Origin of the sequence: Leisingera methylohalidivorans DSM 14336 (assembly GCF_000511355.1) — a bacterium.
Taxonomy (GTDB): domain Bacteria; phylum Pseudomonadota; class Alphaproteobacteria; order Rhodobacterales; family Rhodobacteraceae; genus Leisingera; species Leisingera methylohalidivorans.
Map to the genome: position 1 here is coordinate 3,948,562 of NC_023135.1, position 12,155 is coordinate 3,960,716.

Here is a 12,155-nt window from a genome sequence, read left to right on the forward strand (position 1 = left end):
CGCCGCCGGGTTGAGAGGCGCAGCAATAGCCGGCAGGGTGGCAACTAAGCAGAATGGAGGGCCAGAATGCGTTTACTGGACAGACTGAGACCTTTGACTTTGATGGGCCTTATTGCGATCGGTACGGTTGCTCATGCCAATCCGGTGCAGGCGCAGACGACTGGCGTGCTGACCGTGGCCGGGGGGTGTTTCTGGTGTGTGGAAAGCGATTTTGAAAGCGTCCCCGGGGTGATCGAAGCCGTGTCAGGCTATACCGGCGGCAAGACTGAAAACCCGACTTACAAAGACGTCAGCCGTGGCGGCAGCGGTCATTATGAGGCGGTGCAAATCATCTTCAATCCGGCAAAAGTCTCGCGCAGGCAATTGCTGGAACTGTTCTTCCGCTCCGTTGATCCGACCGACGCAGGCGGCCAGTTCTGCGATCGCGGAGAAAGTTACCGCACCGCGGTATTTGTCTCTAACGAGACTGAGGAGGCCCTAGCCAAGCGGGTCTTAGCCGAAGCTCAGGATGCCTTGGGAACGAAAATTGTAACGCCTGTTCTTTCGGCAAAGACCTTCTATGAAGCAGAAGACTATCACCAGGACTATTATAAGGGAGAAAGCCTGGTGTTCACCCGCTTTGGCCCCAAACGTCAGGCTGCGGCCTATAAACGATACCGCCAGGCCTGCGGGCGCGATGATCGGGTGGCTCAGTTGTGGGGCGATGCCGCACCCTTCACCGAAGGGCACTAAAGCGGGGACGCTGCCCCTTGGCCTGACGGCCAATTCCCCCGGAATATTTTGACCGGAAAGAGGCAGACCGCCTCAGATTAAAAGCAAGCCGCCTGCACTTCTTTCAGTTCAGGGATCACGTCCGCTGTGCCATGGCGCGTGACCATCAGCGCCGCAGCCTTCGTGGCCAGTGACATTGCCTCTGCCAACGGCAAACCCCGATCCAGACCCGAAAGAACATATCCAGTGAAAGTGTCCCCTGCCCCCGTCGTATCCACTGGTGTGACCGGAAGAGCGGAAACATCCAGTATCACACCGGTTTCGCCGTTTATATGCCGTGCGCCTTTGGCGCCGAGAGTGATGATCACATCTTTGACGCCAAGCTCATCGGGCGACTTTCCAGACGCCTCTTTCAACTGTCCGGCTTCCACCTCATTCAAGATCAGGAAGTCGAGAAACGGCAGAACCGCCTGCACTGCGTCCGCGTTAAAAGGGGCGGCGGCGTAGCAGACCCGCAACCCGCGATCGCGGCCCGCACAAGCAGCTTCCGCCTGCATGTTGGTTTCATTCTGCATCACCAGAATGTCGCCTGCACTTGCCCGCGAAAGCGCTTGATCCAGCTGGTCCCAGGTCAGCGCACGGTTAGCGCCCGGAAACAGAATGATCTGATTTTCACCCTTTGGTTCCACCGCAATGATGGCGTGGCCCGTCGGGGTGTCCACCTCGTTAATATCGCGAATTCCAACTCCATAGCGCTTCAACCGCTCAACCGCCCAGGCCCCGTCAGGGCCCGCCGCACCGATGTGATGCACCTGGCTGCCTGCCCGAACCGCGGCCACGGACATATTCGCCCCCTTGCCGCCAAGAAACCGGTCAAGGTGCCGGGCGGCAAGGGTTTCCCCCGCCGCCGGCAGATGCGGCATAGTATAAACCATATCCGCATTGATTGAGCCGAGGTTCCAGATTGCCATATAAGATCACCCGATGTTGCAGGCTGCCAGTACCGCCATGTTCAAAATGTCATTTGTGGTGGAGGTGGTCGAGCAAATCTGGATCGGCTTGTCGATACCGGACAGGATTGGGCCGATCACCGTGGCGCCGCCCATTTCCTGCATCAGCTTGACCGAGATCGAGGCCGAGTGGCGGGCCGGCACGATCAGGATGTTAGCCGGGCCGCTCAGGCGCTGGAACGGGTAATACCGCTGAGCCCGCTCGTTGAGCGCCACATCAACGGTCATCTCACCTTCGTATTCGAAATCGACACCGCGTTTATCCAGCACAGCGGGCGCGACATGCATTTTTTCAGCGCGTTCTGACACTGGGTAACCAAAGGTGGAGAAGCTGACAAAAGCCACCCGCGGTTCAAGTCCCATATGGCGGGCAACGCCCACGGCACGTTCAGCGATGTTTGCCAGGTGGTTCTCATCCGGCCACTCATGCACCAGAGTGTCCCCGATCAGCACGATCCGTCCTTTGTGCAGCAGCGCCGTCACGCCGGCGGCCCCATGGTCGGCATCAGCATCAAACACATGGTTGATCCGCTCCAGAACATGGGCTGATTTCCGGGTCGCGCCAGTGACCAGGCCGTCGCCATGCCCATGCGCCAGCATCAGGCTGGCAAACACGTGCCGATCACGTCCTACCAGCCGGTGAATATCCTTGTGATCAAAGCCTTTACGCTGCAGGCGGTTATACAGGAAGTCCTTGTAATTATCAAAATTCGGCGTGTTGGCTGCATTGACAATTTCCAGTTCACGCACGGCATCGCCAAGCCCGGCCTTTTCCAGTTTGGTCCGCACATCCTCCTGCCGGCCCACAACCAATGATTTCCCGAAGCCGGAACGCTGGTACATCACCGCAGCACGCAGCGCACGGGGATCGTCACCTTCGGCAAAGATCATCCGGGACTGGGCGGAACGGGCACGGGCATTCAACCCGCGCAGGATAGAAGCGGTCGGATCCATGCGGGATTTCAAACCCACCTCATAGGCGTCCATGTCCACTATCGGGCGGCGGGCGGCGCCGGTATCCATGCCGGCCCTGGCAACCGCCAGCGGAATCCGGTGGATAAGCCGGGGATCAAAGGGGGTAGGAATGATGTAATCGCGGCCAAAGGACAGAGACTTGCCATAGGCCAGCGCCACTTCGTCCGGCACATCCTCGCGCGCAAGGGCGGCCAAGGCATGGGCGCAGGCAATCTTCATCTCGTCGTTGATGGCGCGGGCGTGGATATCCAGCGCGCCGCGGAACAGATATGGGAAGCCCAGCACGTTGTTGACCTGGTTCGGGTAGTCCGACCGGCCGGTCGCGACAATGGCATCGACACGCACCTCATGCGCCTCCTCCGGAGTGATCTCCGGATCCGGGTTGGCCATGGCGAAGATCACCGGATTGTCCGCCATCGAGGCGACCATTTCTTGAGTCACTGCACCCTTGACCGAGACGCCCAGGAACACATCCGCGCCGCGCATCGCCTCTTCCAGAGTGCGCAGGTCGGTCTGGATCGCATGGGCCGATTTCCACTGGTTCATGCCTTCAGTGCGGCCCTGGTAAATCACGCCCTTAGTGTCACAGGCAATGCAGTTTTCATGCCGTGCGCCCATCGCTTTCAGCAGCTCGATACAGGCAATGCCGGCTGCCCCTGCCCCATTCAGGACGATCTTCACATCCTCAATTTTCTTGCCCGACAAATGCAGCGCATTGATCAGGCCGGCCGCGCAGATCACCGCGGTTCCATGCTGGTCGTCGTGAAAGACAGGAATGTCCATCTCTTCCTTGAGCTTCTGCTCAATGATGAAACACTCGGGCGCCTTGATGTCCTCCAGGTTGATGCCGCCAAAAGTCGGCCCCATCAGCTTGACCGCTTCGATGAACTTGTCCGGATCCTCGGTATCCAGCTCGATGTCGATCGAATTCACGTCGGCGAAGCGTTTGAACAGGACAGATTTGCCCTCCATCACCGGCTTGGAGCCCAAAGCCCCCAGATTGCCCAGACCCAAGACCGCCGTGCCGTTAGAAATCACCGCAACCAGGTTACCCTTATTGGTGTAATCATAGGCAGTTTCGGGATTCTCCGCGATCGCTTCGCAAGGCACCGCAACGCCGGGAGAGTACGCCAGCGACAGATCCCGCTGGGTTGTCATCGGGACAGTGGCATTGATCTCCCATTTGCCTGGAGACGGCTCCAGGTGAAACGCCAGGGCTTCTGCGTCGGTGATCTTTGTTTTGGGCATTTAATCTCGTATCCTCTCCTCGTCGCAGTCCGTCTTAGCCCAGCCAACCGCGCCCCTCAATCCGGGCTTTCAAGAATCTGTATAGCCAGAACTGAAATAAATACGACTAAAGGACGATAGATGCCGTCAAAATTTCACCTTATAGTAGATCTCCACCCGCTGTAGTTTATTAATAGGTATTAACACGCACCGGTACGCAGGTGGCGCTTCGCGCTCGAACTCATGAGCCTGAGAAGCACGTGTCACTATGGCATTTGTATGCCCGGAACACGGGCCTAGGATCGAAGGCATAATGAGGGATAATAAACTTGCAGAACAATTCCGGAGCGATGGTTGCCTTGCAGACTCCGGGCGGCGTCAGTAGCCAGCTCGACACCGTGCAAACCAGCATGTCCACCGGCAAAGAAGTCAACACGGCGCAGGATAACGCCGCCCTTTGGGCGATCTCCGAGCTGATGGATTCGGATGTCTCCGGATTACGCTCTGTCTTGGACTCATTGTCATTGGGTGAATCCACCGTGGCGGTTGCTTCCGCCAGAGCGGAACAGATCACGGATATTTTGACCGAAATGAGGTCTCTGACAGCTATATCGGCAAGCGGGATGGAGGATAACAGAAAATTCGAAGCTGCTCTGTCGCAGAAGACCGAGCAGATCAATTCGATTATCTCGTCATCCAGTTTCAATGGCTTGAACCTGCTGAAGACCGACGTGGACGGCAATGGCGGCAAAGCGCTGACTGTCCCGTCTGCATTGTCCGCGGCCGGAGGCCTGATCACGCTCAGCGTCGATAGTGTGGACTTCGAAGGCAGCCCGCAGTTTGACATCGGCCACCGGACTGCCATCACCGACAGCGCCAGTGCGCTGACCGCCCTAGGCGAAATCGAGGGGTTCCTGGCTTATGCGATCGGCAGCTCCGCTGCTTTAGGCGCTAGCGCCAGCGGCATTGCCGAACAGTACCAGTTTGCCGGAAAGTTGTCGGATGCGATCACCCGAGGGGTCAGTTCGATGATCGACACCAGCATGGAGGAGGCGGCGGCAAAACTTCTGGCGCTGCAGGCACAGCAGCAGCTGAGTTCAGTCACGCTGTCCATCGGTAATGCGATGCCCGACACGCTGCACAATCTCCACTGACAGCAGGCTGCCGCTGAGGATACTGACGGCAGCCACATCCGGGTTTTCCTCGGACCGCCCCCATTGTACACGTCTTACAAAGACGACCCGGGGGAATTTTCATGACCGTAACGCCCATGATGGCGCAGTATCTCGAGATAAAGGCAGCGCATGCGGATGCGTTGCTTTTTTACCGGATGGGCGACTTTTACGAGATGTTCTTTGAGGACGCAGTCAACGCCGCAGAAGCCTTGGATATCGCGTTGACCAAACGCGGCAAGCACAATGGCGAGGACATTCCGATGTGCGGCGTGCCTGTCCATGCTGCCGAAGGCTATCTGCTTACCTTGATCCGCAAGGGCTTTCGCGTAGCCGTGGGCGAACAGCTGGAAAGCCCGGCTGAGGCCAAAAAACGCGGTTCCAAATCGGTGGTGAAACGGGATGTGGTGCGGCTCGTGACCCCTGGCACGCTGACCGAGGAGTCTCTGTTGGAAGCCCGGCGCCACAATTTCTTGGTTTCCTACTCTGAATTGCGGGACGAAGCCGCACTGGCTTGGGCGGACATTTCCACCGGCGCGTTCCACGTGATGCCGGTTGCGCGGGTCCGCTTGTCGCCCGAACTGGCCCGTCTGGCGCCTTCGGAACTTATCGTTGCGGATGGCCCGGCCTATGACGCTGCCCGCCCTCTGGCCGATGAATATAAGATCCCGCTCACACCGCTAGGCAAGGCGAGCTTTGACAGCACCGCTGCGGAAAGGCGCGTCTGCACCCTGTTCAACGTCAGTGCCCTGGATGGTTTTGGCACTTTCACCCGCGCCGAGGTCTCAGCCATGGGCGCGCTGGTCGACTATCTGGAAATCACCCAAAAGGGCAAACTGCCGCTGTTGCAGCCCCCGCAGCAGGAGGCGCAGGACCGGGTGGTGCAGATTGATGCAGCCACCCGCCGCAACTTGGAACTGACCCGCTCGCTTTCCGGCGGCCGCACCGGCTCGCTGTTGGCTGTTGTCGACCGGACAGTTACCCCCGGTGGCGCCCGACTGCTGGAACAACGGCTGTCCAGCCCGTCCCGCAATTTGGATGTCATCCACCAGCGCCTTGCCGCATTGGATTTCACTGTTGATCACGCACAGATTGCCGAAGACCTGCGCGCGGCTTTGCGCAAAACACCGGACTTAGACCGTGCGCTCTCCCGCCTGGCCCTGGAGCGCGGCGGCCCGCGCGACCTGGCTGCCATCCGCAACGGGTTGTCGCAGGCCGAAGCAATTGCCGGATTCTGCGCCGGCCTGGAACTGCCTGCGCTGATGGCCGGTGCCATGTCAGATCTTCAAGGGTTCGACGATCTTCTGGCGCTCCTTGAAGCGGCCCTGGTGGCCGAACCGCCACTGCTGGCGCGGGACGGCGGTTACATCGCAACCGGCTACGACGCGGAACTGGACGAAGCCCGCACCCTGCGCGACGAAGGCCGCTCGGTGATTGCTTCCATGCAGCAGAAATACGCGGAACATACCGGCATCACGTCACTGAAGATCAAGCACAACAATGTGCTGGGCTATTTCATCGAAACCACCGCGACCCACGCGGATAAAATGATGTCGCCGCCACTGAACGAATCCTATATCCACCGCCAGACAACCGCCAATCAGGTCCGTTTCACGACTGTGGAACTGAGCGAAATCGAAACCCGCATCCTGAATGCCGGTAACCTGGCACTTGAAGTTGAAAAGCGGCTCTATGCAAAGCTTTCCGGAGCAATTCTGGAGACTGCCGCCCGCCTCAACACTGCCGCCCGCGGGCTGGCCGAGCTGGATCTTCTGACCGGGCTGGCCGATCTGGCACGTGGCGAAAACTGGACCCGTCCCAAGGTTGACGGCAGCCGCGCGTTCCACGTGGAAGGCGGCCGCCACCCGGTGGTGGAACAAGCCCTGAGGCGGCAAGGCGGTGAGACTTTTGTGGCCAATGATTGCGATCTGTCAGCCCAGGACGGCGCGGCGGTCTGGCTGCTTACCGGTCCGAACATGGCCGGTAAGTCAACGTTCCTGCGCCAAAACGCTCTGATCGCTCTGCTTGCCCAAATGGGAAGCTACGTTCCCGCGGAAGGTGCCCATATCGGCGTCGTTAGCCAGCTTTTCAGCAGGGTCGGTGCATCAGACGACCTCGCGCGCGGCCGCTCCACCTTCATGGTGGAAATGGTCGAAACCGCAGCCATTCTAAATCAGGCCGACGACCGGGCTCTGGTAATTCTGGATGAGATCGGCCGCGGCACTGCCACCTATGATGGCCTCTCCATCGCCTGGGCCACTCTGGAACACCTGCATGAGGTTAACCGCTCGCGCGCGCTGTTTGCGACCCATTACCATGAACTGACTCAGCTTGCCGCCAAATTGGAAGGCGTCGACAACGCCACAGTGGCGGTCAAGGAATGGGAAGGCGAAGTGATCTTCCTGCATGAAGTGCACAAAGGCGCTGCTGACCGGTCCTATGGCGTGCAAGTGGCGCAGCTGGCCGGCCTTCCGGCATCGGTTGTTGCGCGTGCTCGAGATGTACTCGACATGCTCGAGAAAGGCAGCCGTGAAGGCGGAACGAAAGTCCAGATTGACGATCTTCCACTCTTCGCCGCCGCACCGCCGCCAGAGCCAAAGGCTCCGGTTGCCCCCTCGCCTGCTGAGGAATTCCTCGCAAGCATACACCCGGACGAGCTCTCGCCGCGGGAAGCGCTGGAGATCCTCTACAAGCTGAAAGAGGCAGCTACGTAAAACAGAAAGGCGGTGCCAAACGGCTCCGCCTTTCCTTCATTTCCAATAGGCTTCCGACGGAGGCGCAGGCCCCAGAGGGCCTGCTTCCCTTTAACCAGCCGGCGTAGAAGACACCCCGACCTGCGCCGCACGCAGCAAACGGTCGTGCAGCATGAAGCCTTCGGCGGACACCTGGATAATGTCACCAGCCTTGGTGCCCGGCACCGGTGCTTCGAACATCGCCTCATGCACCTGCGGATCAAACTTGTCGCCAACCTCTGGCGATACAACCCGGATGCCGTGCTTTTCAAACACGCCCAGCAGCGAGCGCATGGTCAGCTCCACACCTTCGATCAGCGCCGCCGCAACTTCGCGCTGCTCGCTGGTCGCCGCCTCGATCGCACGCTTCATGTTGTCGTAAACCGGCAGCATGTCACGGGCCAGTTTCGAGCCACCATAATTCTCCGCTTCCCGGCGCGCCTTGTCACCGCGCTTACGGGCGTTTTCGGCATCCGCCAGCGCCCGCATGAACCGGTCCTTCAGCTCATCCCGTTCCGCCCGGAGCGCATCGATTTCCAGCGAGGCATCATCAAATTCCTCGGTCTGCCCCGCCAGCTCTTCAGCCTCGGCGGCAGCGATGTCATCCAGAAAGTCTTCGTCCTTGAGCTCTGCCATGTTTCACCTCTAACTCCGGTCAGACAGCAGTTTGCCGACCAGTTGCGCCGTATAGTCTACTATCGGCACGATCCGTCCGTAATTCAGGCGCGTCGGGCCAATCACCCCTACCGCACCGATGATCTTTCGATCCGCGTTCATATAGGGAGACACCACCAAAGAGGAACCCGAAAGTGAGAAAAGTTTGTTCTCCGAACCGATAAAAATGCGCACGCCATCGCCGTCTTCGGTCAGTTCCAGAAATTCGGCGATATCACGCTTGCGCTCCAGGTCGTCAAACAGGGTCCGGATCCGCTCCAACTCCTCGGCCGCGCCGGTTTCGGCCAGCAGATTCGCCCGGCCGCGCACAATCAGCCGGGCCTGGTCGCTGCCCTCGTCCTCCCATACCGCCAGCCCGCTTTCGATCATAGCGTGGGCCAGGCTGTCGATTTCCTGCCGCCGTGCCGATATCTCTTTTTGGATTTCCCGCTGCACCTCACTCAGCGTCCGCCCCTCAATCAGCGCATTCAGGAAATTCGCCGCTTCCCGCATTGAGCTCGGTGTCTGGCCCGGCGGCGGCTTGAAGAGGCGGTTCTCCACATGACCGTCAGAGAACACCAGAACCACCAGCGCCCGGTCATGCGCCAGCGAAACAAATTCGATATGCCGGATTTCCGCCTCATGCTTGGGTGTCAGCACCAGCGAGGCGCCTTGCGTGACACCGGACAGTGCCGCGCCGACCCTGTCCAGCATGCCACCCACATCACCGGCTTTCTTGCCCAGCGTTGCGTCGATTTTCTGGCGGTCGTTTGCATTGAGGTCACCAACCTCCAGCAGCCCATCGACAAACATCCGCAAACCCATTTGGGTGGGCACCCTGCCAGCGCTGACATGCGGACTGTCCAGAAGGCCAAGATATTCCAGGTCCTGCATTACATTGCGAACTGTGGCGGCGCTTACCTTTTCGCTCAGTGAACGTGTCAGCGTGCGGCTTCCAACTGGATCGCCGCTCTCCAAATAGCTTTCAACCACCGTCCGGAAAACTTCCCGAGAGCGGTCATTCAGGTCTTGAAGAATATTGTTCGCTTCGCTCATCCGTCTTCCAGCGTTTCTTGCGGATTCAACATAGGAACCCAAAGCCCGGATGTCATTAAAGAGCAGCGCGCGAAAAGGTCAATCGGGCTTGCATCGCCTGTCGTCAGAGGGATATCCCCAAGCCAGCAAATAAAGGATGTGTCATGCGACCCTCAGGAAGAGAACTGAATGAAATGCGCGCCGTGTCGATTGAGACCGGCTTCACCAAGCACGCTGAAGGCTCCTGCCTGATCAAGGCCGGCGATACCCACGTCCTGTGCACCGCCACCATCGAAGACCGCGTGCCGCCCTTTATCAAGGGAACCGGTCTTGGCTGGGTCACTGCAGAATACGGAATGCTGCCGCGCGCCACCAACACCCGCATGCGCCGCGAAGCAGCATCGGGCAAGCAAGGCGGCCGCACTGTAGAAATCCAGCGTCTGATCGGGCGGGCCCTGCGCGCCGGTGTTGACCGCGTCGCCCTGGGCGAACGACAGATCACTATCGACTGTGACGTGCTGCAAGCCGATGGCGGCACCCGCTGCGCTTCGATCACTGGCGGCTGGGTGGCTCTGCGCCTGGCAATCAACAAACTGATGAAAACAGGCGACGTGCATATCGACCCACTGACGGATCCGGTCTCGGCAGTATCCTGCGGCATCTACGCAGGCCAGCCGGTGCTGGATCTGGATTATCCGGAAGACTCAGAGGCCGGCGTCGACGGTAACTTTATCATGACCGGTTCGGGCAAACTGATCGAAGTGCAGATGTCTGCCGAAGGCTCCCTGTTCTCCCGGGACCAGATGAACCAGCTGATGGATCTGGCCGCCAAAGGCACCGCAGAACTCGCAGAGATGCAAAAGGCTGCCTGCAAATGACCCGCAAACTGGAAGGCGGCAAGCTGCTTGTCGCCACCCACAACAAAGGCAAGCTGAAAGAGATCACCGAGATACTCGCCCCCTATGGCGTTAGCGTTGCCGGCGCCGGCGAAATGAACCTGCCGGAGCCGGAAGAAACTGAGGACACCTTTGTCGGCAATGCCCGGATCAAGGCCCACGCAGCTGCCAAGGCAACCGGCCTGCCAGCCCTGTCCGATGATTCCGGTATCACTATTGATGCGCTGAATGGTGCCCCGGGTGTCTATACCGCCGACTGGGCAGAAACCCCTAATGGCCGTGATTTTCAGAGGGCGATGGCCCGCGCCAATGACGAGCTGAATGCCGTTGGCGCCGAAGCCCCCCGCACCGCCCAGTTCCGCTGTACTCTGGTTATTGCGTGGCCTGACGGCCACGACGAAGTGTTCGAAGGCGTGATGCCCGGCCAACTGATATGGCCGATCCGCGGTGAGCATGGCTTTGGTTATGACCCGATGTTCCAGCCAGACGGTTACGACATCACCTGCGCCGAAATGAACCCCGCAGAAAAAAACAAGATCAGCCACCGCGGTAAGGCGGTTGCCCAGTTCGTCCAGGGCTGTTTCGGTGGATGATTGGCGCAATGCGGGCTTTGGTCTCTATGTGCATTGGCCCTTCTGCCAGGCCAAATGCCCTTATTGCGACTTCAACAGTCATGTCTCCAAAAATATAGACCAAAACCTTTGGGTTAGGGCCTATCTGAATGAATTGGACAGACTGTCAGAGCAGCTTTCCGGCCGCGTCCTCAACTCAATATTCTTTGGTGGCGGCACACCTTCGTTGATGCGGCCTGAAACCGTAGCTGCAGTCATTGAGAAAGCACGTGAAATCTGGCCCTTTGCCAATGACATAGAAATCTCTCTTGAAGCAAATCCAGGCTCTGTCGAGGCTGGTCGCTTTGCCGGTTACAGGGATGCCGGGGTCAACAGGGTCTCGATGGGCATTCAGGCTCTGAATGACGAGGATCTGCACCGGCTGGGACGTATTCACAGTGTCTCCGAGGCCAAAGCCGCTTTCGACATCGCCCGCAATTGCTTTGACCGGGTCAGCTTCGATCTGATTTATGCCCGCCAGGGTCAGACACTGAAAGGCTGGGAAGCTGAACTGCGTGAAGCGCTCTCCATGGCTATTGACCACCTGTCGCTCTACCAGCTGACTATTGAGGACGGCACAGCTTTCGGTGACCGCTATGCCCGAGGCAAACTGCGTGGCTTGCCGCCTGACGACACCGCCGCGGATATGTACCAAGCGACCCAGGAAATCTGTGCGTCTTATGGTATGGGCGGTTATGAAGTTTCCAACCACGCCAAGCCAGGTTCGGAATCTCGTCACAATCTGATCTACTGGCGCTACGGCGACTATGCCGGGATCGGCCCCGGCGCCCATGGCCGTTTAACTTTGAACGGTTCCCGGTATGCCACGGAAACCCATCTGGCCCCAGGAGCCTGGCTGGAAGCGGTCAGGAACGGCAACGGAGAATCCCTTCGTGACCGTCTTTCCCCGGAAGAAGCTGCGGTGGAATACATTATGATGGGGATGCGCCTCTCTGAAGGTCTGGATATGGTGCGTTTCGCCGGACTTTCAGGCGCTGATCTTCCTGAGAACCGGTTAGCAGACCTTGTCCAGATGGGCATGGTAACTATCTCTGACCAGAGGCTTTGTACGACGGAACAGGGACGCGCCCTATTGAATGCGGTCCTCCGCGAACTGTTAATGGATTGAAGC

10 protein-coding genes are annotated in these 12,155 nt (G+C 59.0%); 6 read left to right on the plus strand and 4 right to left on the minus strand.

Annotation, left to right across the window (positions count from 1 at the left end):
- The first annotated feature begins 66 nt into the window (after positions 1-66).
- Positions 67-732: a peptide-methionine (S)-S-oxide reductase MsrA gene (gene msrA / locus METH_RS19160; protein WP_024092129.1), complete on the plus strand. Its 666-nt coding sequence runs from the start codon at positions 67-69 to the stop codon at positions 730-732.
- A gap of 77 nt (positions 733-809) precedes the next feature.
- Here msrA and METH_RS19165 read toward each other — a convergent pair whose 3' ends face one another.
- Together METH_RS19165 and METH_RS19170 are read right to left on the minus strand one after the other, a co-directional pair.
- Positions 810-1,682 (minus strand): ribokinase, encoded by an 873-nt coding sequence (locus METH_RS19165; protein ID WP_024092130.1) that lies wholly within the window; start codon positions 1,680-1,682, stop codon positions 810-812.
- Positions 1,683-1,688: 6 nt separating this feature from the next.
- The gene (locus METH_RS19170) at positions 1,689-3,944 is read right to left on the minus strand and encodes an NADP-dependent malic enzyme (protein WP_024092131.1); all 2,256 of its coding nucleotides are present in this window, start codon (positions 3,942-3,944) and stop codon (positions 1,689-1,691) included.
- A 308-nt stretch (positions 3,945-4,252) separates the two neighbouring features.
- Between METH_RS19170 and METH_RS19175 the strand changes: the two genes are divergently transcribed.
- Together METH_RS19175 and mutS are read left to right on the plus strand one after the other, a co-directional pair.
- Positions 4,253-5,077: a flagellin N-terminal helical domain-containing protein gene (locus METH_RS19175; RefSeq protein WP_342667058.1), complete on the plus strand. Its 825-nt coding sequence runs from the start codon at positions 4,253-4,255 to the stop codon at positions 5,075-5,077.
- A gap of 101 nt (positions 5,078-5,178) precedes the next feature.
- Positions 5,179-7,809 (plus strand): DNA mismatch repair protein MutS, encoded by a 2,631-nt coding sequence (mutS, locus tag METH_RS19180; RefSeq protein WP_024092133.1) that lies wholly within the window; start codon positions 5,179-5,181, stop codon positions 7,807-7,809.
- Between the two features lie 90 nt (positions 7,810-7,899).
- Here the strand turns inward: mutS and METH_RS19185 are convergent, their stop codons facing one another.
- Together METH_RS19185 and hrcA are read right to left on the minus strand one after the other, a co-directional pair.
- Positions 7,900-8,463: a nucleotide exchange factor GrpE gene (locus METH_RS19185; RefSeq protein ID WP_024092134.1), complete on the minus strand. Its 564-nt coding sequence runs from the start codon at positions 8,461-8,463 to the stop codon at positions 7,900-7,902.
- Between the two features lie 9 nt (positions 8,464-8,472).
- Complete coding sequence (gene hrcA, locus METH_RS19190; protein WP_024092135.1) at positions 8,473-9,537, minus strand: heat-inducible transcriptional repressor HrcA; 1,065 nt, start codon at positions 9,535-9,537, stop codon at positions 8,473-8,475.
- Positions 9,538-9,680: 143 nt separating this feature from the next.
- Here hrcA and rph point away from each other — a divergent pair, with 143 nt between their 5' ends.
- Genes rph through hemW form a run of 3 tightly spaced genes read left to right on the plus strand, consistent with a single transcriptional unit; the run spans position 9,681 to position 12,152 of the window.
- Entirely contained in the window at positions 9,681-10,394 is a 714-nt protein-coding gene (gene rph / locus METH_RS19195; protein ID WP_024092136.1) for a ribonuclease PH, read from the plus strand.
- Positions 10,391-11,005: an RdgB/HAM1 family non-canonical purine NTP pyrophosphatase gene (rdgB, locus tag METH_RS19200; RefSeq protein ID WP_024092137.1), complete on the plus strand. Its 615-nt coding sequence runs from the start codon at positions 10,391-10,393 to the stop codon at positions 11,003-11,005. The genes rph and rdgB overlap by 4 nt, the downstream gene beginning before the upstream one ends.
- The gene (hemW, locus tag METH_RS19205) at positions 10,998-12,152 is read left to right on the plus strand and encodes a radical SAM family heme chaperone HemW (RefSeq protein ID WP_024092138.1); all 1,155 of its coding nucleotides are present in this window, start codon (positions 10,998-11,000) and stop codon (positions 12,150-12,152) included. The genes rdgB and hemW overlap by 8 nt, the downstream gene beginning before the upstream one ends.
- The last annotated feature ends 3 nt before the right edge of the window (positions 12,153-12,155 follow it).

What these genes read in the sequence shown, in the direction of transcription:
- msrA (WP_024092129.1), top strand. Translation starts at nt 67, where the DNA reads ATGCGTTTACTGGACAGACTGAGACCTTTGACTTTGATGGGCCTTATT.
- METH_RS19165 (WP_024092130.1), bottom strand. Translation starts at nt 1,682, where the DNA reads ATGGCAATCTGGAACCTCGGCTCAATCAATGCGGATATGGTTTATACT.
- METH_RS19170 (WP_024092131.1), bottom strand. Translation starts at nt 3,944, where the DNA reads ATGCCCAAAACAAAGATCACCGACGCAGAAGCCCTGGCGTTTCACCTG.
- mutS (WP_024092133.1), top strand. Translation starts at nt 5,179, where the DNA reads ATGACCGTAACGCCCATGATGGCGCAGTATCTCGAGATAAAGGCAGCG.
- METH_RS19185 (WP_024092134.1), bottom strand. Translation starts at nt 8,463, where the DNA reads ATGGCAGAGCTCAAGGACGAAGACTTTCTGGATGACATCGCTGCCGCC.
- hrcA (WP_024092135.1), bottom strand. Translation starts at nt 9,537, where the DNA reads ATGAGCGAAGCGAACAATATTCTTCAAGACCTGAATGACCGCTCTCGG.
- rph (WP_024092136.1), top strand. Translation starts at nt 9,681, where the DNA reads ATGCGACCCTCAGGAAGAGAACTGAATGAAATGCGCGCCGTGTCGATT.
- rdgB (WP_024092137.1), top strand. Translation starts at nt 10,391, where the DNA reads ATGACCCGCAAACTGGAAGGCGGCAAGCTGCTTGTCGCCACCCACAAC.